This is a genomic window from Lacinutrix cladophorae, assembly GCF_053604645.1.
The window spans coordinates 433,425-457,872 of record NZ_JBSHNR010000121.1 but is presented as its reverse complement, the minus strand read 5'-3'; the positions used below and the strand labels follow the sequence as shown (position 1 = coordinate 457,872).

At 33.5% G+C, this 24,448-nt stretch carries 18 protein-coding genes; 10 read left to right on the top strand and 8 right to left on the bottom strand.

Annotated features, from left to right (window positions below; all coding sequences use genetic code 11):
* The first annotated feature begins 68 nt into the window (after window positions 1-68).
* Window positions 69-1,577 carry a F0F1 ATP synthase subunit beta gene (gene atpD / locus ACVC3Y_RS15065; protein WP_303421076.1) on the top strand — a complete coding sequence of 503 codons (1,509 nt, stop codon included), beginning with the start codon at window positions 69-71 and terminating at the stop codon, window positions 1,575-1,577.
* 89 nt (window positions 1,578-1,666) lie between these two features.
* The gene (locus tag ACVC3Y_RS15060) at window positions 1,667-1,945 is read left to right on the top strand and encodes a F0F1 ATP synthase subunit epsilon (protein WP_303421078.1); all 279 of its coding nucleotides are present in this window, start codon (window positions 1,667-1,669) and stop codon (window positions 1,943-1,945) included.
* A gap of 55 nt (window positions 1,946-2,000) precedes the next feature.
* Here the strand turns inward: ACVC3Y_RS15060 and ACVC3Y_RS15055 are convergent, their stop codons facing one another.
* The 6 genes from ACVC3Y_RS15055 to ACVC3Y_RS15030 all read right to left on the bottom strand — a co-directional run bounded on the left by ACVC3Y_RS15055 (window position 2,001) and on the right by ACVC3Y_RS15030 (window position 8,069).
* Window positions 2,001-4,160: a DUF5916 domain-containing protein gene (locus ACVC3Y_RS15055; protein ID WP_452227338.1), complete on the bottom strand. Its 2,160-nt coding sequence runs from the start codon at window positions 4,158-4,160 to the stop codon at window positions 2,001-2,003.
* A 1-nt stretch (window position 4,161) separates the two neighbouring features.
* Window positions 4,162-4,704, bottom strand: coding sequence for a hypothetical protein (locus tag ACVC3Y_RS15050; protein WP_452227337.1), 543 nt, complete (start codon window positions 4,702-4,704; stop codon window positions 4,162-4,164).
* Between the two features lie 11 nt (window positions 4,705-4,715).
* Entirely contained in the window at window positions 4,716-5,141 is a 426-nt protein-coding gene (locus ACVC3Y_RS15045; protein ID WP_303421084.1) for a nuclear transport factor 2 family protein, read from the bottom strand.
* 109 nt (window positions 5,142-5,250) lie between these two features.
* Window positions 5,251-6,165, bottom strand: coding sequence for a helix-turn-helix domain-containing protein (locus ACVC3Y_RS15040; protein ID WP_452227336.1), 915 nt, complete (start codon window positions 6,163-6,165; stop codon window positions 5,251-5,253).
* A gap of 139 nt (window positions 6,166-6,304) precedes the next feature.
* Window positions 6,305-6,745, bottom strand: coding sequence for a LexA family protein (locus tag ACVC3Y_RS15035; protein ID WP_303421088.1), 441 nt, complete (start codon window positions 6,743-6,745; stop codon window positions 6,305-6,307).
* A gap of 64 nt (window positions 6,746-6,809) precedes the next feature.
* Entirely contained in the window at window positions 6,810-8,069 is a 1,260-nt protein-coding gene (locus ACVC3Y_RS15030) for a Y-family DNA polymerase (protein WP_303421090.1), read from the bottom strand.
* Between the two features lie 103 nt (window positions 8,070-8,172).
* On the opposite strand from ACVC3Y_RS15030, the gene ACVC3Y_RS15025 reads away from it, so the two are divergent.
* The 3 genes from ACVC3Y_RS15025 to ACVC3Y_RS15015 all read left to right on the top strand — a co-directional run bounded on the left by ACVC3Y_RS15025 (window position 8,173) and on the right by ACVC3Y_RS15015 (window position 10,174).
* On the top strand, window positions 8,173-8,709 hold the full coding sequence (locus tag ACVC3Y_RS15025) for a hypothetical protein (protein WP_452227335.1): 537 nt from the start codon (window positions 8,173-8,175) through the stop codon (window positions 8,707-8,709).
* Between the two features lie 65 nt (window positions 8,710-8,774).
* Window positions 8,775-9,188, top strand: a complete 414-nt coding sequence (locus ACVC3Y_RS15020; protein ID WP_452227334.1) for a DUF2007 domain-containing protein — start codon at window positions 8,775-8,777, stop codon at window positions 9,186-9,188.
* A gap of 20 nt (window positions 9,189-9,208) precedes the next feature.
* Window positions 9,209-10,174, top strand: a complete 966-nt coding sequence (locus ACVC3Y_RS15015; protein WP_452227333.1) for an alpha/beta fold hydrolase — start codon at window positions 9,209-9,211, stop codon at window positions 10,172-10,174.
* Window positions 10,175-10,180: 6 nt separating this feature from the next.
* On the opposite strand, the gene ACVC3Y_RS15010 is transcribed toward ACVC3Y_RS15015, so the two are convergent.
* Window positions 10,181-11,674 carry an aminotransferase-like domain-containing protein gene (locus ACVC3Y_RS15010; protein ID WP_452227332.1) on the bottom strand — a complete coding sequence of 498 codons (1,494 nt, stop codon included), beginning with the start codon at window positions 11,672-11,674 and terminating at the stop codon, window positions 10,181-10,183.
* A 78-nt stretch (window positions 11,675-11,752) separates the two neighbouring features.
* On the opposite strand from ACVC3Y_RS15010, the gene ACVC3Y_RS15005 reads away from it, so the two are divergent.
* The 4 genes from ACVC3Y_RS15005 (at window position 11,753) to ACVC3Y_RS14990 (ending at window position 17,484) form a co-directional block, all read left to right on the top strand.
* A complete protein-coding gene (locus ACVC3Y_RS15005; RefSeq protein ID WP_452227331.1) occupies window positions 11,753-13,573 on the top strand; it encodes a TonB-dependent receptor in 1,821 nt (606 codons plus the stop codon).
* A 137-nt stretch (window positions 13,574-13,710) separates the two neighbouring features.
* A complete protein-coding gene (locus ACVC3Y_RS15000) occupies window positions 13,711-14,574 on the top strand; it encodes a cupin-like domain-containing protein (RefSeq protein WP_452227330.1) in 864 nt (287 codons plus the stop codon).
* A 33-nt stretch (window positions 14,575-14,607) separates the two neighbouring features.
* Window positions 14,608-15,102: a DUF6646 family protein gene (locus ACVC3Y_RS14995; RefSeq protein WP_452227329.1), complete on the top strand. Its 495-nt coding sequence runs from the start codon at window positions 14,608-14,610 to the stop codon at window positions 15,100-15,102.
* A gap of 198 nt (window positions 15,103-15,300) precedes the next feature.
* The gene (locus tag ACVC3Y_RS14990) at window positions 15,301-17,484 is read left to right on the top strand and encodes a T9SS type A sorting domain-containing protein (protein ID WP_452227328.1); all 2,184 of its coding nucleotides are present in this window, start codon (window positions 15,301-15,303) and stop codon (window positions 17,482-17,484) included.
* Window positions 17,485-17,534: 50 nt separating this feature from the next.
* On the opposite strand, the gene ACVC3Y_RS14985 is transcribed toward ACVC3Y_RS14990, so the two are convergent.
* Window positions 17,535-18,008 (bottom strand): regulatory protein RecX, encoded by a 474-nt coding sequence (locus ACVC3Y_RS14985; protein WP_452227327.1) that lies wholly within the window; start codon window positions 18,006-18,008, stop codon window positions 17,535-17,537.
* A 133-nt stretch (window positions 18,009-18,141) separates the two neighbouring features.
* Here ACVC3Y_RS14985 and ACVC3Y_RS14980 point away from each other — a divergent pair, with 133 nt between their 5' ends.
* Window positions 18,142-24,234 carry a T9SS type A sorting domain-containing protein gene (locus tag ACVC3Y_RS14980; protein ID WP_452227326.1) on the top strand — a complete coding sequence of 2,031 codons (6,093 nt, stop codon included), beginning with the start codon at window positions 18,142-18,144 and terminating at the stop codon, window positions 24,232-24,234.
* Window positions 24,235-24,448: the final 214 nt, after the last annotated feature.

Below are 24,448 nucleotides of genomic sequence, written 5' to 3'. Positions count from 1 at the left end.
ATACGTATTAAAATTGCGTAAACCGTTTTTCGTATTAATAATATACCAAAACATTAAATATAAAAGTAATGTCAAAAGTTACAGGTAAAGTTGCACAAATAGTAGGTCCAGTTATCGATGTAGAATTCGCTGCTGGTGCCGAACTTCCAAAGATTTATGATTCATTAGAAATCAAAAAAGCAGATGGTTCGCTTTTAGTATTAGAAGTACAATCTCACATTGGTGAAGATACGGTACGTACTATTGCAATGGACTCATCCGATGGTTTAAGTAGAGGAACAGAAGTTAACGCTACTGGAGCTCCTATACAAATGCCTGTTGGAGATGACGTTTATGGTCGTTTATTTAATGTAATTGGAGATGCTATTGACGGTCTTGGAGATTTACCTAAAGCTGGTGAAGCTGGGTTACCAATACACAGACAAGCACCTAAATTTGAAGATTTATCAACTTCTACTGAAGTTTTATTTACAGGTATTAAAGTAATCGATTTAATTGAGCCTTATGCAAAAGGTGGTAAAATTGGTTTATTTGGTGGTGCTGGAGTAGGTAAAACAGTATTAATTCAAGAGTTGATTAACAATATTGCAAAAGGACACGGTGGACTTTCTGTATTCGCAGGAGTAGGTGAAAGAACACGTGAAGGAAACGATTTACTTCGTGAAATGTTAGAGTCTGGAATTATCAAGTATGGTGACGACTTTATGCATTCTATGGAAGAAGGTGGTTGGGATCTTCAAAAAGTGGACAAAAATATAATGAAAGAGTCTAAGGCTACTTTCGTATTCGGACAAATGAACGAACCACCTGGAGCACGTGCACGTGTTGCATTATCTGGTTTAACAATTGCTGAATATTTCCGTGATGGAGCAGGTGAAGGACAAGGGAAAGATGTACTTTTCTTCGTAGATAACATCTTCCGTTTTACACAAGCTGGTTCAGAGGTATCTGCATTATTAGGTCGTATGCCTTCTGCGGTAGGTTACCAACCAACATTAGCAACAGAAATGGGAGCAATGCAAGAACGTATTACTTCAACAAAAAGAGGATCTATTACATCGGTACAAGCGGTTTATGTACCTGCAGATGATTTAACAGATCCAGCACCAGCAACAACTTTTGCGCACTTAGATGCAACAACCGTATTATCTCGTAAAATTGCTGAGTTAGGTATTTATCCTGCTGTAGATCCTTTAGATTCTACTTCAAGAATTCTTACTGCTGATATTTTAGGAGACGAACACTATAACTGTGCACAACGTGTAAAAGAGTTATTACAACGTTATAAAGAATTACAAGATATTATTGCTATTCTTGGTATGGAAGAATTATCGGAAGAAGATAAAATGGCTGTAGGTAGAGCTAGACGTGTACAACGTTTCTTATCGCAACCTTTCCACGTAGCGGAGCAATTTACAGGTCTTAAAGGTGTTTTAGTAGATATTAAAGAAACTATTAAAGGATTCAACATGATTATGGATGGGGAGTTAGATCACTTACCAGAAGCTGCTTTTAACCTTAAAGGTACTATTGAAGAAGCTATCGAATCTGGAGAAAAAATGCTTGCAGAGGCATAAGCCGAAGCAAGTGCTGAATTTATTTCAGCATCTATTTAATATAAATTAGACTTCCGTTTTTACGGAAGCTTTTAAATAAAATTTAAAAGATGTATTTAGAAATTGTATCACCAGAAGCAACGTTATTTAAAGGAGATGTAACTAGTATTACTGTTCCTGGATTAAATGGAGAGTTTGAACTACTAAAAGATCACGCACCTATCGTTTCTCTTTTAAAAGAAGGAAATGTTAAGATTTATGGCGATATTTCTTTAGAAGAGGAAGTTCAAGATAAATTTACTAAAGGTAGTGATAAAGGAACTTGGTTAGCGATTAACTCTGGTACTTTAGAAATCAATAACAATAAAGTGATTGTGTTAGCAGACTAATATCACAAACAATGTATATAAAAAACGCTTCAGATAATCTGAAGCGTTTTTTTGTTTAAAACTCAAATCTATAATTCATCTTAAAGGCAACTCCCCAATTTTGTCGCGATATTTCTTCATTATAATTATCAGAAACTACTAAATACACATACGATAACGGTTTGTACTCCCATTGTAACCTACTATTAATATTAAAGTTATCCCTTTGCGTATTATGCTGCACATAGGTAGTCCAATTTAATCTATTGTTAAAGAAAACTTCTCCTGTAAAACGGGTTAGATGAAAAGTTTCTTTGCCTAATTGGTTTAAATCAATTGTATTCACATCATAAGACAATTCAAAATTTGCAAAAGGAAGCATCTGATAATTTAAAAATACACCTCCCGAAGTTCTCTTACCACTATAGTAATTACCTTTTTGAACATGTACACTATATCTAAGTTTTTGATTATTTGCTGAGTTATAACCTACTTTTACTAATCCAAAATTATAGGTGTCTGGTTGAAGCGCGTTTCCGTTATTTAAAGGATCAAACCCATAAGCAAGATCTATAAAATCATAATAAACATTTGCATAAATAGCAGACAGATCTTTAAAAAACAATGCTGTATTAAAGTAATGTGAAGATTGTGACAGATTTCCTTTTTCATTAAAATAACTATTGTTACTATAATTTAGAATTCTATACGAATTCAGGTTTTTAGAATTTTCATAAAATTTCTCATACTCTACTCCTACTGTACTTTGCGTATACCCTTCTCTTACAACAACATCATTAATAGCATCATAATTAGATAGCCTTGGTGTAAAACCAACATCTGTGATATAATTTTTGCCAATATTTTTTATTGCTGCATTCCAGGCTAACCCTCTTTTATTATACCAAATTCCAGCATGGTAAAAACTATTATTTTTGGAAACCTCATCATTAAAACTCTTTCCAAAATTGGCTAAACCTATCCATTTATTGTTATTCGATTTATAATTAAGGTTTAACCCTGTAACACGATTATAATCGTTTACTAACATAAAACCATCCGTTTCTTGTCTATTTACTATATATCCTGTAGTGGTAAAGTTATTGGTTAATTGTTGCTGGACAACCAATACTCCAAAGTTTTGAGAAGCAATATCATTTTCCTTATCTGTTTGCACATTTAAAACACCTAGCCTTATTTTAGGAGCTATGTTACCAGATAGTTTCAGTCCAAATTGTATATCACTATTGGCACCTATTTTTCTAGAATAAAATGGATTTACACTCTCTACTCCTAGATTAGAAAACAAATCAGAATTTTCTAAAAAGAAATTTCTTTGTTCCGGGAAATTTACTGCAAATCGGGTTATGTTGGTTACTTGTTGATCTACATCAATCTGTGAAAAATCTGGATGTATTGTAGCATCTAGTTTTAAAGAAGATGTAAGATTATATTGCACATCTACACTTGGCTTAAAGGTTGTTTCATCTTCTTTTGCAATCACATCATTTTGATAATTTGCAGTGATAGATGGTGTAACTGTAAAACGAGATGCGGCCTTATTTGGAAGGTTTTCAACCATAAATTTTTCGGTGAATCGTAAATCTAAATTCGCGAAGTTGCGTTTCACATTCTTAAAAATAGTCCAAGAATTATTTTTTATATCTCTTACATAAAACTGAATACCAAAAGTTGCATTGTCTTTATTAAAATTTAAGGATTTTAACGGAATAGCAATTTCATACTGCTTGTTATTGCCTACTAATTTTACTTTTGCTTGCCAAACTGTATTCCAGCTAAAACTTAAATTATAACCGCTATTACTTCTACCAACTAAACCATCTGTTTGGTTGCCTAAAGCATTCACTGCAAAAAAGTAACCGTTTTGCTCTTGGTTTTGTGTATCTAAAACCATAACAAAAGCATCACTATAAGCTATAGACACGTCCCGCTTTAAAGTGCTTACTTGACTTCTAGAAGTACTATCCTTGTAAATAGCACGCACAAATAAATGCTCTCCATTATGAAATAGTTTTACAGAGGTTTGGTTTTCTGCTAAACCAATATCGGTAGGTAAATAGTTATAAAAACCGGTATGTTCTGGTAATTCTTGCCAAACAGATTCATAAAATGTACCATCTATATCTATTTTAGCGTCTTTGTATTGTATCGTAAATTCTTGAGCAGAAACACGAAACCCAACGGTTAGGAATAGTAAAATGAAAATATGTTTCATATTAATCCTTCTTTGAACTATAAAATCGTTCTGAAATTTTTGATTCATAATTCCCATGATTATCCCCTCTTTCCATTGTTCCATATCGTATTGCATTAGGAAACATAAAAACATCATTTATAAAATCAGATATATGAGAAAAGCTAATTCGTTTAACAGCTTCATTAATATCTAACCATAAAACTTCTTCTATAATTTCTGGTAATAATACATCTATAGCATCTGTTTTCATTACAAAAATATTTCTTGTGGAATAATGGTTTTTAGATCGTGTTTTAAGTCCATACATTCCTCGTAACTTAATATCAAACACTTTAATACCATAAGTAGATGCAATACTATCTATGCCTTGATTTATCGTTTGTTTACTATTTTGATAGAGCCCTGGTGTTACCCAAATATCTTTGTTTTTAATTTTTACAACCAACAACTTATTCTCTTTATTAAGAATAAGCATTCTATGAAAAGTGGTTACTTTACTTTCTTGCGCCTTTACAGTTATACATATAAAGGCAAGGGATAAGACTAATAGTGCTTTTTTCATTATCCTGATTTTTAATTGCTATCTACTCTAGTTGCAGTTTTACTTATAATCTTCCATTCCTCATCAAATTTCTTAAGCAAGAATAAATCGATATAAACCCATTTTCTTTCTGGGCCTGCAATTTCAACCTTAGCGGTTGCTATATCTTTTACTACTTCTATTGCCAAAACTTTTGCATCGCGTCCATTAAAAGTGCCATTTTCAGCATCCTTAAAAAAAGCGGCATATTCTTTAGGTGTATACAACTTAAAACCATCTTTTCCAGTTAAATACAAAGTAGCATTTTCTGTAAACGCATCTTCTAATAGTTCTGGCTTGTTATACGAACTGCCTTCCATATAGTTTTGAAGTGTTTTTTCTACATTAGCACATGCCGATTGTGCTATAGCATATTGAAATGTGAATACTGCAGTAAATAATAAAATGTAATTTTTCATGATGAATTTTTTTATGTGTTTGATTGAAATACAAACATCAGAAAACGATTCAAAAATGTCGTGTTAGGTTATAATGGAATTGTCCAGAATTATAAATTTGGATAAAATACTACGAAAATTGTTTTTTAAATTCGGCTGGAGTTTGCCCAATAATTTTCTTGAAAGTAGCGTAAAATGTAGATTTCGAAGAGAATCCAGCTTCAAAGCCAATAGCCTCTAAAGTGAATTGGTTATTTTCTAATAATAAACGTTTTGCTTCTTCTGTTCTAAACGTATTAATATATTGTGCGAAGGATTTACCAAGGTTATCATTTAATAATTGAGATAAATAGTGCTTAGAAATGTTTAATTCGTCGGCTAAATCCTTCAGTTTTACATCTGGATTTTTAAACAATTCTTTCCTTTGCATTAATGAAGTTAATTGCTGAGTTAATTTTTCTGCTTCCGTTTTATCTATCTTTTTTGCAGCATACTTTTCCGGAATATCTTGAAACACACTTTCTCTATTCTTTTTGAATAATAATAAAATTAACAATACATAAAACACTACCGAAAAAGTAATGGTTCCTATTAAATAGAGATAGAAATAACCAATTATATATGCAGCATAAATTAATATGTTTCCTATAAAAACAGCAACTAACCAGATTTCGGATGTGGTGCATTTTGTGTTTTTACTAATAATTTTCTTAAAAATAACTTTTAAAAGGAATGCTGAAAGCAACAAGTATATTCCCCAAACTGCATAAATAAAATGAATAAAATAATGATTCCAAAAATCTACATAAAGTTTATATGGCTTTATAATTCCTACTAACAAAACAATGAAAACGAGAATACTATAGTGTATTTTCCAGGACTTCGGAATTGTTTTTCTATTATCGACTGAAGATTTTAAATAATAAAACAAAGAAATTCCTATTAAAAAACAAGCCGATAAACCAATTTGAGAGAGTAACAAATCACGATGTTCTCTTGCTGTAAATAATATATATACAGACTTACCAATTCTAAGACTAAGCATCAAAAGTAATAGTCCAAAGAATCGATTTTGAACACGTTTTTGTTTACTAAAAAAAAGAAAATAAGAGCTGGCAATAAAACCATTGAAAACACCTATAGAGCATATAAAAAACAGTAAAGGATTATCAAAAGACATAATTCTACACCTTTTTAATCACATTGGTAACGATTCCCCAAATAACAAAATCGTTTTCATCTGTAATTCTAATCATAGGGTAATTGGGGTTTTCTGGTTGCAACCAAAGCCCTTCTGTATCTACTTTTAAGCGTTTTACGGTAAACTCACCATCTAAAAAACATACTGCAATTTTATTGTGTGCAGGTTCTATACTTCTATCTATTACTAATAAATCTTTATCGTCTAATCCTGCTCCAATCATAGATTGCCCACTTACTTTTGCAAAAAAAGTAGCTTCTTTGTTTTTTATAAGCTCACGATCTAGACTTATTCTTTGTTCTTTAAAATCTTCGGCTGGAGAAGGAAATCCTGCAGATATTCCTGTATCAAAAAATCTAGCGCCAGAATTTTCTAAAAGTTCTGGTGTAAAAAACGTGAGGGCTTCCGATTTATGTAGTAGCATTGGATTTTTATTTTATTTCTTAAATATACACATTAAAAAGATTTTTTGTCTTTACAAGAATACATTATTTCACTTTTATAATATCATTAATGTTCGTAGTATATTTTGGGGTTAATCGTTCTTGGCGCATTTTCCAAGTACGTTTTAAATCTTGATTGCCCAATTTTATCTTATAACTACCATATTTACTATTGACACCATCTATAGCTCGCATTAAATATTTATGCTTTGGATTTTCGTGTTCAAATAAATGTAATTGGTAATTATCTATTGGTACTAACCCTGAAACAATAACGCCTGCCCTTTTGTATTTAATGCCTTTTTTAAAAATAGAGGTTACCGCAATTACCGCTTGGGTACTAATAATTAAAGAGGAATTTGTTGGGTAAGGAAGACTTACCATACGACTTACTCGATGTTGTTCTGCATCTTTTTTATGTCTATCACTACTTAATTGTACAATAATAACATGACAGCTAGAACCTTGTTTTCGTAGTTTTTCGGCACAACTGGTTGCAAAAGTAGAAATGCGTTCTTTAATATTATCTAAATCCGAATATGTATATTCAAAACTACGTGTAGTAGCTATCATTTTCTTAGTGGTACTATTTTCTTCTAATTGCAGTGTTGGCATTCCTTCTAAATCGCGTTTTAAACGAGACTCAATTACAGAAAAATTACGTTTCACCCAAGCATCTGGTAGTTGTGTAAAATCGTAAGCGGTATTACATCCTTTGTCTTTTAAACGTTTGCTTAATTTTCTGCCAATGCCCCAAACATCCTTTATTTTAGTCCATTTTAATGCTTTTATTCGTTTTTCTTCGGTATCTATAACATAAGTACCTTTGGTTTCTTTTGGATATTTTCTAGCAATCTTATTCGCAACCTTACTTAAAGCTTTGGTTGGTGCAATACCAACTGAAGTTGGTATACCTGTCCATTTTAAAATGCGTTTTCGTATTTGTAATCCATAACTATGAAAATCATAATTTTCAAAACCTTTAAATTCTAAAAAGGATTCGTCAATACTATACACCTCAACATCTGGAGTAAACTGTTTTAGTATTTCCATAACGCGCGAACTCATATCGCCATACAAAGAATAGTTAGAAGAAAGCACGTGAATATGGTTGGCCTTACAGAAAGCTTCCCATTTAAAAATAGGCGCTCCCATTGGTAAGTCCAACGCTTTAGCTTCGTCACTTCGTGAGATAACACAACCATCGTTATTACTTAGAATAGCGACTGGTTTTCCTTGTAAATTAGGGTTAAAAACACGTTCGCAAGAAGCATAGAAATTATTACAATCTACTAGTGCAAACATAGTTTACAAAGATAGAGGAAAAGGGCTTTTCTTTTATCTGAAGAAAAAAATCTTATTAACTAAAATTAAAAAAACCACTCTTTAAATAATTATATTTGAAACAATGAAAGAAAATATTCTTTGCGTCTCAGAATCTCCTAAACCTTTATGGGAAACCATTATTGCTGCATTCGCTTTTACAGCTGCTTTTGGTATTATTGTAGCCTCTTTATTATATAAGTTTTTCAACTTAAGCAATTTTAAAGCGGTTGGCGCCATGACAGAAGGTGTTATTTATTTAGTAGGAATTGGCGTAGGATTTAGCAGATACAAAAAAATATATGTAGATTTAAAAAACTCTAAGTTTAGAGCAACTACAGAAGTTGGCCCCATTAAAATTGGCAAATGGGTAACCATTAAAAATTACGAATACGTTTCCATTTTCCTGCAATTATTAGCAGATGGAAGCTATATTTTTGAAGTAAATTTATGGTATAATAAAAACAAACATTTTAAACTCTACGAAAAAAACAACTTCGAAGATGCACTTGCAGTTGCTTATGATTTATCGGAAGAATTAAACATCGATTTACTAGACGCTACTATTGCAAACGATTATAAATGGATTGATAAAGAAGCTTTAAAACAAAAGGCTGTATAAATAGAAAAACGTAACTTTAATAACACATTTACTAACTAAAAAATTCCCAATTTAGTGGGAAAATTATGAGCGACACCTTTAAAACCATAGCAAAGTTTCAATATTCTACCGAAGCGCAAATAATAAAAGGGCGTTTAGAGTCGGAAGGTATTCCTGTGTTTTTAAGTGATAATTTTACCATAGACACAGATCCTTTGGTTAGCAACGCAATTGGAGGAGTAAAATTAAAAGTATATGTCGAAGATGCGCTTAAAGCACAACATATTCTAGACACTATAGGAAAATATTCGGTAGACGATGAAGGCAATGCCATTACATGCGCAAACTGTAATAGCAAACATGTAGCTATGTTTTCTACTATTACCGATTTTAAATCTTTTTTTTCATTTGTAGTAGGTTTTATTTCTGGTACACTTCCGTTTTACGCAAAAGAAAAATACCGATGCGAAACCTGCCATACAGAATTTGATATTAAATAATAAACGAAACATACCTTATTATGCATTACATTATTAAAGTCTTTACCTTATTGATATTATGGAGTGGTTTTTCTGCTACCGCACAACAAGACCCTGAGATTTTCGAAAAATTTACATCTAAATTCTACACCATTGATGGGTATAAAATTAATGTGGAAGTTTTAGGTTCTGGAGATCCTATTTTCTTTCTTCCAGGTGGTCCTGGGAATTCTCATGATTATATGCAAGGTAATTTTGGGCACTATTACAAAACCAATACAGTGGTGTTTTTCGACTGGCTAGGTCGTGGTAAAAGTGATGATGCAAAAAATACTTCCGAATATTCGGTAGAAGCAGATGTAGCACTAATAGAAAAGCTTCGTAAACTATTAAATTTCGATAAAATCTCCCTTGTTGGACATTCTTATGGAACCGTTCCTGCGCAAGCATACGCTATAAAATACAAAGACCATGTAGACAAAATGGTATTGATAAACGGTTTTCATTCTGGCGCCATGTGGCAAGCAAATTGTGATAGCTACAACCATTATGCAAAAACACATTTTCCTGAAAAATGGAAACAAGTAGACTCCCTTCGTGCTTTAGGATATATCTCTAGTCAAGAACCTTTAAAAACGGTGTATGGCAACTTTCCTACCAAATACATTTATTATCACAATACTAGCTTGAAACAAAATGCACCAAAAGAAAAGTATAGAGGCTGGGCAAATGCCGTGTATACCACAATTATTGGTAGAGATGGCGATTTTGATGTTTCGGGTAGCATGATTAATCAAGATTACAGACAACAATTAAAAGATGTAAAAGCAAAAACGCTAATTGTTGCTGGACGTTATGATGGAGTTTCTACTCCAGAATTTGCTGTACAATACAAAACTTTTATGCCACAAGCACAATTTGAAATGTTTGAACAAAGTGGTCATAATCCGTATTTAGAAGAACCTGAAAAATTCTATTCTATATTAGATACCTTTTTAAAAGAATAAAGTTATTTACTGTAATACTTCTTCAAAAGATTGTTTTAATAAAGTAACAACATCTTCTATTTCTGTTTCGTTTAAATGCCCAAAACCAAAACGAATTGCACAAGTGTTTTTATCTTGAAACAATATAGTTTTTGGTAAAAATAGATTGTTATTTTTTGCTTTTTCGGCAAGTTGTATAAGAGATATACTAGGCACAAAACACAACCAAACCGCTAATCCACCTGCAGGAACTTGCCAAGTTGCATATGCTTTAAAGTGCTTGTGTAAACAAGCGCATAAATAATCCCGTCTTTGCTTATATACGGTAATATTCTTTTTTATTAGTCGATGTATTTCACCTTCCTCAATAAGCTCAGTGAGTATTTGTTTCTGAATTAAATCTCCTTGCTTATCTAATATTTGCAAATAGTTTTTGGCTTCGTTAATAATATTTTCTGGAGCAACTACAAATCCTATTTGAAAACTAGGAAAAAAAGACTGCCCTAACCTACCTAAGTAAATAACAACACCTTGACCATCTGCACTTGCCATAGGCACCATTGCAGAACCATCCAATTGAAAATCGTAATCAAAATCGTCTTCTATTATCGCAAATTGATATGCTTTTGCTAATTGTAATAATTGCAATCGCCTTTCGGCAGTAAGGGTTACTGCAGTTGGATATTGTCTATGTGCACAAACATACACGCAACGAATACTCTTTTTGGTAAAATTCTTTTCAATAAAATCGACATCTATACCATAAGCATCTACAGGAATGGTTTTCAAATTTGCTCCTGCTTGCTGAAAAATCATATTCGATTTATAATGGCTTAATTCGCCAACTAGAACCACATCATTTTTTTGAATTAAAAGCTGCGATACAATATATAAACTCATTTCGGTACTTCGTGTGCTTACAATATTATTTGGTTTTATATGAAACCCACGTGTGGCATTTAAATAATTACATAATTGTTTACTAAAAGTAGTATCCGATTGGTTTTGAGTTTGATTCCATTTTGAAATTAGAGAAGCTCGTTTCATCGAGGCACTATACCATCGTGAAAATTGATGTATAGGATGTAATCTTAAATCGGGTTTCCCATCATTTATCACATACTTCTGTATAGAAAATTCTTCAGTAGATGCTAAATGAAAAGAGGATTGAAACGGAAACCCTGCAGTTTTGGGGTATGCATTTAAATTTTCTAAACTTTGTAATGTGCCTTTAATTGCTACTGTTTTCTTTTCTGGCATTAACACAAACGTTCCTTTATTTGCTAGAATTGCAACCCAACCTTGCGATGCTAACTCTTCATATACTGCAACAGCTGTATTTCTGTTTATAGAAAATAATGCACTAAACTTCCTAGTTCCTGGTAATACAGTGCCTTCTGGCAAATAGCCACGTTGTATCGCATTAATCATTTGTTGTGCAATTTGAATATATATAGAAGTACTTAGCGACTTATCTATAGATATTAACGATTTTAACATGGTATGAACCGGACTACTCATATTTTTAAAACTGGACTAGTTTAATGATCCGGAAAGTTACTAATTTTGCAGCGTTAAAAATCACGAATATTTTTTATTATGAAATTATACCATATACTGGTTTTACTTGTTCTTTTTTCTACAACATCTCAAGCACAAAATTTAGAAAAGGAACAGCAATTAGATTCTGTAATTATTACTTCTACACGAATTGATTTACCTTTTAAAGAAAATTCTAGAACCATAACCGTAATCTCCCAAGAAGACATTAAAAAAAGTGCAACTACTAATGTTGCCGATTTATTACAACAAATCGCTGGAGTAGATATTAGACGTCGTGGAACAGCTGGTATGCAAGCCGATTTATATATTCGTGGTGGTGGTTTCGATCAAACTTTATTACTTATTGATGGCATAAAAATGGACGATGCACAAACGGGACATCACAACATGAACATGGCTTTACCTATGGAAGTTATAGAGCGTATCGAAATTATTAAAGGTCCTGCCGCCAGAATTTTTGGGCAAAATGCATTTACAGGAGCTATAAATATAGTAACTAAAAAAAATACCGAAAATAGCGTTTCTTTAAATGCACAAGCAGGTTCTTTTGGGCAACTTAATGGTTCGGTGATGGTTGGAAGTACCCTTAAAAATTCCTCCCATATTATTCAGGTTTCCCGAATTACTTCCGATGGTTATAGATATAATACCGATTATGATAATCAGAATTATTTCATTAAAAGTAGCTTCAACACCAGCAAAACACCAATAGACTTGATAGCTTCTTTTCAAGAAAGAAAATTTGGTGCAAATGGTTTTTATGCTAGCCCATCAGCCATTAATCAATACGAAGAAACTCAGGCAAGTTTAATTGGTATTTCTTCCAAAATCAAAAAAGAAAAACTAACACTTAAACCAAAATTATACTGGAAACGAAACCAAGATATGTATGTTTTTGTAAGACAAGACCCTTCCATTTACAGAAATTTACACCAAACCAATAAAATTGGAGCTGCAATAGATGCTTCGTATACATCTAAAATTGGAGTCACTGGTTTTGGGGTAGATGTAGCAAAAGTGTATTTATCTAGTAATAATTTAGGCGCTAGAAATCGTTTTATGACTACTATGTTTTTAGAACATCGTTTTTTATTAGCTAATAATAAATTAGATATTACGCCTGGAGTTGCTGTAAATTATTTTTCCGATTTTAAATTCCACGCCTTTCCTGGTTTAGATATTGGATACAAGATTAATAATGATTTAAAAATCTATGGAAACATTGGTTACACTTACAGAATACCAACATATACCGATTTATTTTATAGCGATCCTACCACTTTAGGAAACGAAGATTTAGATCCTGAAGAAGCAATAGCAGAAGAAATAGGAATAAAATACCGCAACGGAAACTTTAATATTTCTTTTGCTGCCTTTAATAGAGATTCTAAAAAACTAATAGACTTTGTAAAAGAAAATGAGAGCGATTTATGGCAAGCAACAAATATTAGAGATTTAAACACTCAAGGTATAGAGCTTAACGCTTCCTATGGTTTCAAGCTTGGAGATTTTAAACAAGCAATCACAACAGGGTATACCTTTTTAGAAGACGATTTAAAAGCTGTGTCCAGTAATTTTTCTAGATACTCCATTAACTCGTTAAAACATCATGCAACTGCAAGTTTACAAACACAATTTATAAAAAATCTATCGCAAAGCATTATTTATAAATACGCCGAAAGAACTTCTGGTGCAAGTTATGCGGTTATCGATGCAAGTGTACAATACACAATAAAAAATGCTTTTGAAATTTCTATACTAGCAAATAATATTTTCAATACCGAATACACGGAAACGAACTTAGTACCAATGCCAAAAGGAAATGTACTATTTGGTATAAAGTATCATTTTAAATAAAAATCTCACGAAATACTAAAAACGGCATCTAGAATAAGAGGATTCTAGATGCCGTTTTTTTATTAGCACAACCAATATTGGTTTAACGCTTTTGTTTGCTTAGGTTTTAGTAACTTTGGGCTTTTAAATCTTTTGTATTGAAACTCCATCTTCAAGATATTCCTAGAGTAAAAAACATTACGAAAAAGGAATTTTTAACCAACTACTACAAACCACAAAAACCTGTGGTAATAGAGCGTTGTATAGAAGATTGGCCTGCATTTAACAAATGGAATTTAGACTACATGAAACAGGTTGCTGGCGACAAAACAGTACCGCTTTACGATGACAGACCTGTGCATTATAAAGACGGTTTTAATCAAGCACATGCCACTATGAAAATGCAGGATTATGTCGATTTACTAAAAAGCGAACCAACAAAATACAGGATTTTTCTTTGGAATATTTTAAAAGAAGTACCACAGCTTCAAAAAGATTTTCGCTTTCCCGATCTAGGTTTAAAATTCATGAAAGGATTACCAATGCTTTTTTTTGGCGGAAAAGATTCGCATACATTTATGCATTACGATATCGATTTGGCTAATATTTTTCACTTTCATTTTGAAGGGACAAAACAAATTATTTTGTTTGACCAAAAACAGAGTAAATATTTATATAAAATTCCGCATTCTTTAATCGTAAGAGAAGATATCGATTTTTCTAATCCAGACTTTAAAAAATGGCCCGCTTTACAACATGCCAAAGGCCATAGTACCAATTTAAAACATGGTGAAGTTTTATATATGCCAGAAGGCTATTGGCATTACATGAAATATAAAACACCAGGTTTTTCCATGAGTTTACGATCTATTTCTAAAAACCCTAAAAACGTAGCAAAAGCAATATATAACATTATAATTATGCGTCATTTTGATAATATGATGCGAAAAATAAAAGGGCAAAACTGGATAGATTACAAAAACAAACAAGCAATACTTAGAACTAATCAAAAAAATAGCTAATTTTGCATTCTTTTTTAATTTAAATTTTTACAAATGAAAAATATAATATTATTTATAACACTACTAAGTGTTAGCTTTTTACAAGCACAATCCTTTTCGGGAAGTGGAGATAAAAAAATACAAGTTGGTGCTAATTTTCAAGACAATGCTACTGGTATTTTTGCTAGTTTCGATTATGGTTTAGGTGAAAATATTTCGGTAGGAATATCTTCTAGCTACGCACTAGGAATTAATACAGATAATGTAGGTAAAGCATTTGCAAAAAGATTTGATATTAAAGCAAGAGTGAACGCTAATATTGGAAACGTTATTAACATAGACGATGCCTTCGACCTATATCCTGGTTTACACCTTGGGTTAAAAAACTTTGGTACACATTTAGGAGCGCGTTATTTCTTTACCGATGGTTTAGGGGTTTTTGCGGAACTTAATGTGCCACTAGCAAAATACGACACAGGAGGCTTAACTCCTTCCGAAAAACTACACAATCAATTTACAGTAAATGCCGGAGTAGTTTTTAATATGTAAAAAACATTTTTAGAAAAAAAGAGCATATATGTATATGCTCTTTTTTTTGTCTTATTTTAAAAAAAGGGATAAAAAAAGTGTCCATTTTAAAGAATACCAAAAAAACGAATGCATTTAAACAAAAAAATCGAGCACTTTATAGATTATTTGAAAATTTTTTAGAAATTAGCGTAATATTTAATCCCAAAACGCTATTACATGAAAACAAACCTACTTTGTTTTTTTGTTGCTACTTTATTTTCTTTGTCATCCTATGCAAAGCACAATAAATCGAGTAACAATTTAACTAAAAAAAACGCACTGCTCTATGCAGACCTACCAAACTTTTCTTATGAATTAAACAACGGTCCATCAGACAATGAAAGTTTCACGATTAATGATGGTCTCTTTCTAACAAGACCCTACACAGTTACTGCTCCTGCTGGATATGAAGTTTATGTAACAGGATCTCCTGGATTTGCAGATCAAATTGTAATTTCTGGAGCCTTTATATCTTTAGGCCCTGTTCCTGTTTACGTTCGCTTAAAAGCAGGACTTGACACTGGTACTTATAATGGAAACGTAAGTATTACCGCTCCTGCTAAAACCATATTAAGCGTTACACATCCCGCCATAAGCTACACCCTATCGGTTACAGGAGCTGTAACCCGAAAAGAAACCATTTGGAATAGTGGCTCTTGGAGTAATGGCCTACCAGAAACGGAAACCATAGCAATAATTAATGATGATTACACCACAGAAACCAACGGAAATCTTATTTCATATAACATAGAAATTGCATCCGGAAAAACGGTTATCGTATCCAACAACAGTTATATTCAAGTAAAAAATGATGCAACTATTGATGGAACACTAATCGTAGAATCTACTGGATCTTTTGTACAAGTTAACAACCTTGGAACGTTTACAGTAAATCCAGGAGGAATATCTAAAGTAAATAAACTTACCACCAATTTAAACCATTGGTACGACTACACCTATTGGAGCTCACCAGTAAGCAACACCACTGTGAATAGCGCCTTTGCTTCGTCGAACACAAATATGCGCTTTTGGTTTAATGCTGCAAACTTTCTAGATGTACTTGCCGAAGTTGGAAACACTGGAACCTATATCGCTGGACATGATGATATTGACGACAACGGAAACGACTGGGCACTATTAAATGGAAACACCATACTACAACCAGGTGTTGGCTATGCTGCAACACATTCGGGATCTGGATTTACCGTAGGAAACAAATATCCGTATATTTTTACAGGAACTTTTAACACTGGAACCATCACTACTCCTATTTTTTATAATGGCGATAATGGTGATTTAGATTGGAATTTTATTGGAAATCCATATCCTTCTGCTATCAATGTAGACAGTTTTTTTGCTGCAAACACAGGCGTTATTGCTAGCGCGATTTATTTATGGTCGCATGCTACACCTCCTAGTTCTGGAAGTAGCGGAAATCAAGTCTATAATTTTAATACCAACGACTATGCTATTATAAATGGTGCCGGAGAAGTTGCTGGTGGTTCTGGGATAATTCCTGGTAGAAATATACCTTCAGGACAAGGGTTCTTTATTCAAGGTTTAACCAATGGTAATGCTACTTTTACAAATGCAATGCGAGTAGCAGAAAACGATGCAAATGCACAATTTTTCAAAAATGAAACAACTACAGATGCTAATAAAATTTGGTTAAACTTGAGCTCTAACAATGGCGTATTTAATCAAGCTTTAATTGCATATATGGATGGTGCTACTAATGGAGACGACGGAAGTTATTACGACGCACTAAGAAACATGTCTGGAGAATGCGCCTCTATGCTATACACTACCATTGCTGGTGTTCCTAATAAAAAATATGCCATTCAAGCAAAAAATGCAACAGCACTAAACAGTAACGAAATAATTCCTTTAGAGTTTTACAATAGTGATGCTTTAACCTCGCAATTCACCATTGCATTAGATAAAGAAGAAGGAGACTTTTTAGAAAACAATCCAATATACTTAAAAGATAACCACCTAAACATGCTTCACGACTTGCGTATTTCTAGTTACAACTTTACTGCATCTACGGGTGAATTTAGCGATCGTTTTGAAGTTGTTTTTACCGACGAAACACTTGCTATAAACACAAACGATTTAGCAAATCAACTTTCTATTATCGAGCTAAATCCTAGCGAAATACAGTTTAAAACAAACCTTGAAAACCCAATAGAATCAATACATCTTTACAATACTGCAGGACAATTAGTACAACAAGTAAAGGCCAACAAAGCAAGTGTTTTAAAAATAAATAGTAGCACCATTGCTACAGGAACTTACATAGCAAAAGTGTATTTAGAAAACGATATTTTACTTACCAAAAAACTAGTAAAACAACTTTAGTAGATTTTTTTTAAATAAGCCTTAAAACCCTATTGTTTTAAGGCTTATTTTTATTGTATTAAAGCATTTACTTTATCGTACACTAACGCACTTTCCCAACCGCGATACAGCAGGTAATCTGCCAGCTTCTTTTTTTTCTTATAACTATTGCTTTCTCTAATAGTTTCTAATTTTTTTTCGGCTAAAGCATGAAAAGTTTCTAAATAATCGGCTTCTTCAATTTCTTGAAGCGCAATACTTATAATAGTTTTGCTAATATCTTTTCTTTTTAGCTCTAATTGCAGTCTATTTTTTCCCCATTTTTTAATTCTAAACTTACCAAGAACAAAAGCTTTTGCAAAACGTTCCTCGTTTAAAAAGTTATTTTGAATTAAATGCACCACAATTACATCTATTGCATCGGGAATCATGCGCATCGTTGTTAATTTATTAACAACTTCTTTATGACACCTTTCTTGGTATGCACAGTAAAACTCTAACTTTTTTTGCGCTTCGTCGAGAGAATATGTCTTTTGTGGATTCATGGTTTTTTTTTAACATTTCATCTGGCATATTATTAACACACACATAACTTTAAGTACTTGAAATTTAAGTTCTTTAACGTATATTTACGTGCTTGTTTTTTTAGCAGAAAAACAAAAATAAAATATTATCCCTATGAAAAAGAATTACGCCCTAATATTAATTGCATGTTTATGCGCTTTTGTGTCTGGTTTTGCGCAGGTAACTATTGGAATACAAGATTTTGAAACTTCTCCTGCAACACCAACAATGACATATACTGGGGGTTCAATTGCTACAGGAACTGGCCCTTTCCCTGCTGGAGATAATAATTTTGTAAGTGGTACACGCGCAATTGAAGAAAGTAATGGTACTTCGACCGTTATTTTTGCAAATGTAGATGCTTCGGCCTATACAAATATTTATTTCACATGTAGATTAGCTTCTTTTTCTGGAAGTTCGGGTAATGGTGCTGATGGTGCCGATGACGTTTTCGTGGATATTAGTAACGATGGAGGAACCACTTGGCTACGCCAATTACAAGTTCGAGGTTATAGTAATGCTAGATGGTCGTTTGACAGTGGAACAGGAACAGCATCTACAACTTACGACAATAATAATACCCCTACTATTTTTGCTCCTACTGCTGGAGGTAATAGAACTACTGATGGTTATAGTACAATTATTGTTGATGGTTTACCAAGTGTAAATAATCTAAAAGTAAGGCTAGTAATGGACAACAATAGTAGTAATGAATATTGGATTGTAGATGACGCCGAAATAATTGGTACCAATTCTACCCCAACACCAAACATCACCGCAACACCAACTACAATTCCAGATTTAGATTACGTTTTTGGTACAGGACCATCTGCTCCACAAAGCTTTGATGTTACTGGAACTTTATTAACAGATCCTTCTGGAACAACAATTACATCAACTTCAACAGATTTTGAAGTTTCTTTAACAGCTGTTGGCGGTTATGGTGCTTCTGTGAATATACCTTTAATTGATGCCAATAGTACAATACCTATATACACGCGTTTAGTAGCTGGTTTAGCGGTTAACACCTATAGCAATACGATTACCATTGCGAATGCCACATCTGGCCTAGGCACTACACCAACCATTAATGTAAGTGGTGAGGTTACTTCACCGCCAATTAGTAATGATGATTGTAGTGGTGCAATTAGTTTAACACCAACTGCATCTTGTAGTTTTACTTCATACTCGAATATAGATGCTACAGATAGTGGTGTAGCAGATCCTTCCTGCTCTAGTTATGCTGGAGGAGATGTTTGGTTTTCTGTGGTAGTTCCTGCTTCTGGAGAAATTACTGTAGAAACTTCTGAAGATGGTGCAATTGATGATACTGGTATTTCAATATACTCAGGTACTTGTGGCGCTTTAGTAGAAGAAGTTTGTAATGATGATGGAGGAGCAGGCTATATGTCTTTAGCAACAGCAACTGGTTTAACCGTTGGTTCTACCGTATATATTCGTGTTTGGGAGTATGGCAATAATGTTTTTGACACCTTTGGAATATGTGTTACCACACCAACACCCTGTGTTGCACCAACAACACAACCTACAGCATTAACTTTAAGTAACATTACAGGATCTTCTATCGACGGTTCTTTTACAGCAACCACTGCAGACGATTATCTTGTAGTTGTAAGTTCTTCTGCTACATTAGGTGCAAACCCTGTAGATAACACAAGCTATACCACTGGAGATACTATTGGTAGTGGTACTGTAGTACAAAGCAGTAACGCAACGACATTTACAGCAACTGGTTTATCGCAAACAACCCAATATTACTTTTTTGTTTTTGCATTAAACGATTCGAGTTGTGCTGGTGGACCAATCTACAATACAACAGCACCATTAACCAATGATGCAACTACTATAACTGGACCTTGTTTAGAAGAAGACTTTAGCGGCTGGGGCCATGGTTACTCTAACTGGACAGAAACTACTAGTGATGGTACTTGGACTGCCAATAGTGCATATGCTGGAAGTAACAGAGTACAGTTAAATGATGTTGGAGATTGGCTAGAACTGCCTCCAATGAGCAATGCGCAAATTTTTGAATATCAAACTTCAGTAAGTTCTAATTCTACCGGAACTTCAGATGGTTTGATTCTTCAATATTTTGATGGCACCAATTGGATAGATATTCAACAAGATTATTTTACATCTACATCTTCTGTTACAGTTACTGTTAATTTACCATTTGCTGTAACTAATGGAACCAATGTTAGATTGAGATTATATCGTTCGGATGATTATCGTGTCCAATTTATTAATAACATTCAAGTTTTTTGTGGAGCACCTTGTACACCACCATCCGATCCAACAGGAGTAATTTCTAGTATAGATGCTCCAGATTTTTGTGAAACTGCAGAATTGGATTTTTCAGGTACTGCGCCTACAGATATTATTTACTACTGGCAAACGGATGCCGCTGGTGTAGATACCACAAATAATACCACTAGCGCTTTAAACGTTACAACAGATGGTGATTATTATGTAAGAGCATTTAATACAACTACTTCATGTTGGTCCTCTGGAGTCGTTGGTCCATATACAGTTACCATAAGTAACCTTCCTGTAATTACAGACCAACCAGATAATATTAATGTAACTAATGGCAGCAATGCTACTTTTACAGCAACTGCTACAGGAGCTACTAGCTACCAATGGGAAGTAAGTACCGATGGAGGTACTAGCTGGACAAATACAGGTACAAACGCGAATACACTTACTGTATTAAGCGCTAGTATTAGTATGCATGGATATATTTATAGAATAACTGCAACAAATTCTTGTGGAGATTCCTTATCCGACGAGGCTGTTTTATTTGTACATAGTGGTTCGCCTTGTATTGATGAAGACTTTGTTGGTTTTCCAAATACAGGATGGACCAATAGTGGAACAATAAACGAAACTTCTGGTGCACATGCTGGGGTTGCACAACCTTGTAGAGTATTTGGTACAAACGATGCTATTATTACCGAAGCTACTGATTACCCTACCATATTAGAGTTTTATCAAGATTCCTCTGTTACTGCACACGGAAGTATTGCTACAGTAGATTATCGTATTGGTGCTGGAGCTTGGACTATTTTGCATACGTTTAGTGTTACAGAAGATGGTAAAACGGAATTAGTAGACTTAACCGATGTTTCGGGAATAAACTTAGCTTCTAATGCGGATGTAAGTTTTAGATTTAACTCCACTTTTAACACTTGGTATCTGGATGATGTAAAGGTATATTGTACTCCTTGTACACCGCCAACTACAACAACAACCATCAATTTATCTTCTGGGCCTATTGGTGCTTATGTAACTATTTCTGGTAGTCAATTAGGTTCGGCTACCATAAGTTTTAATGGAACAACACTTACTCCAGTTTCTCAAGACAGTAATGAAGTCGTGATACAAATTCCAGCGAATGCTGTAGACGGTAGTATTATTATTGAAACGAATTCTATTATTTGTGATTCTGCTTTCCCTTTTAATGTAATAAATGAAGAGTTTAATTGTGAGACTAATATAGTACCTGCTGCTACCGATTTATTTATTTATGAATTGTTTGATGAAGATCAAGATATAGATGGCTCTGGTGGTGCTTGGGGTAATGGTGGTATGATTACTGTTTATAACGCTACTTTAGAAACGAAAGACTTAAGCGAATACAGACTGTATAGAACAACAGATCACACAGACACTGTTGGAAGCCCGTATGCTGTATGGCATTCTCTTACAGGAACATTAGCACCTGGAGAAATATACCGTATTAGGATAGATGGAAGTAATTGTACAGATTATCCAACTCCTTATGAAACCGCTTTTATTGGTTTTAATGCAAATGATGGTGTAGAACTAAGAAAAAATAACGGCTCAGGTAGTTATACTACTATTGACCAATTACATACTGGAAACCTTTTAGGGTATCGTTACCTAAGAGACTTAACTGTTGCAAAACCTGTAGCAACTTATAATGCTGCCGATTGGGCTTTTACAGATGTTTACCCTTCCTCTCCTTATTGTGTTGGCGCAGGACAAGCTCCAGATTTTGAAGGAGGTACTCCAACAATATCTTTAGACACTCCAATTACTTCATGTACTACTTTTGAAATTACAGCAAATGCGACAGAAGGATATACTGGTATTTATGCTGCAGATTCTTATGATTTAACTTTTCAATGGTATTATTACGATGGTGTAAACGACCTATGGAATCCTATAAGTACAGGAGGAGACTATACGATAACAAACACTGCTACTCAAAGCACCCTAATTGTAGATAATATCATTTCTAAAACAGATTATCAATTCTATTGCGAAGTATCTGAAGGTGCTGGCTGTTACACTACTAGCGAAGCAATAAAACCAGAATTAAATACTTTAACCTGGGATGGTACCAGCTGGACAGGTATTTTGCCTCCAAATAATACTCCAGATAGTGATAAACTAATTATAATTGATGGAGATTATAATACAACAACTAATGGTAGCTTTAGTGCTTGTCAATTAGTGGTAAATGCAGGAAACAAATTAATAATTACCAGCGGCCATTATGTAGAAGTTATTACAAATGTAGATATATATGGTAACGGTCTTGGTTTAGACGGTGTTCTTATAGAAGACAAAGGAAGTTTTGTACAACATGGTGATGGTATAAATGCAGGAACTTACACTTTACATCCAGATGCAGTAACGCAAGTAAATAAACGCACTGCGCCATTAAATAATTACTATGAATACACCTATTGGAGTTCTCCTGTTGTAGGTGAAACTATTGGAAACGGATTACAAGAAGCACATAATTCTAGACGTTTTTGGTATGATGCTACTAATTATTTGGATGCAACCGCAGAAACGAATAATAATAACGGAACTGTAAATGGCCAAGATGATATAGATGATAACGGAGACGACTGGCAGTTCACTTCGAATAGCGATATCATGCAACCAGGAGTTGGTTATGCAGCAATGCACAATCAAATAGGATTTGGTATACCAGGAGCAAACTACGAATACACGTTTGAAGGCGCACTAAATACTGGGGATTATACGGTACCGCTTTATAGAAATGATTCGGAAACGAATGATAATAACTGGAACTTTATTGGTAATCCGTATGCCTCTGCTATCGATGCCGATATTTTTCTTACTGCAAATACAGCAATAGACACTAATGTATCGGAAACGACAACTGGTGTTACAGATGGTGCTATCTTTTTATGGTCTCAAGATTCGCCGTATTCGGATACCAATAATGGAAATCAAGTTTTAAACTTTGCACAAAGTGATTATGCCGTTATTAATGGAACTGGACAAACTGCTGGTGGTGATGGTATTGAACCAGATCGATTTATTCCATCTGGACAAGGATTTTTTATATCTATGTCTGATGCTGTTAGTACAACAACAGTTTCTGCAGATATAGAAACTGCCGATGTTCTTTTTAACAATACGATGCGTGTAACCGGAAATAACAGTCAGTTTTTTAGAAGTTCTAGTAGCGATCAAGCAAATAAGTTATGGTTGAATTTAACTACAGATAGTGGTGTATTTAACCAAATATTAATAGGTTATGTACCAGGTGCAACAAATGATTATGATGGTATGTATTATGATGCTCCTAAAAACTTAGCAACAGACGCATACGCTTCCTTATATTCTATAATTGAAGAGGTAAATGGTAAAGACAAACTAGCAATTCAAGGAAAATCTCCGGAAAGTTTACATACAGAGGAAGTAATTCCTATTGGATTTAACACAAGCATAGAAGAAGCAACTATTTTTACTTTTTCTATTCCGAAGTTGGAAGGTGAATTTTTAACAAACAATAGCATTTATGTACATGATAAATTAATGCAAGTTTATCACGATTTAAAAGCTAGTGATTATAACTTTACTTCGGATTCTGGTTCATTTACGAATAGATTTGATATTGTATTTAACACGACTTCTTTATCTGTTAACGAAAATGAATATACCAATGCGCTTACCATAATAGAACAAGCAGATGGTAGTGTACAATTTAATACATCGAATGCCTTAGAAATTAAAAACGTTAAGATTTACGATGTTTTAGGAAGATTGCTTTACAACTTAAATGGAAACAGTAGTACCGAAATATACCACTTAGATAATTTAAGTCAAGCGACTTATGTTGCTAAAGTGACGTTGTCTAACGATGTGGTTATTACAAAAAAGGCTGTGAAGAGAAACTAATAGATTGTTTTTAGTATAAAACAAAAAGCCTGCTCCAAAAGAGCAGGCTTTTTGTTTGCGTTAAGGATAGAAATGGCATCCTTTTTATGTGGCATAAGACCTTTGTTATAGCTAGCTTAAAAATTAGATTGCTCATTATACACCATTAAAAGTAACCTACATAAAAAGATATAATGGATAGCCTGGTACTACGTAGCTTTTTTTTGCGAAGTAG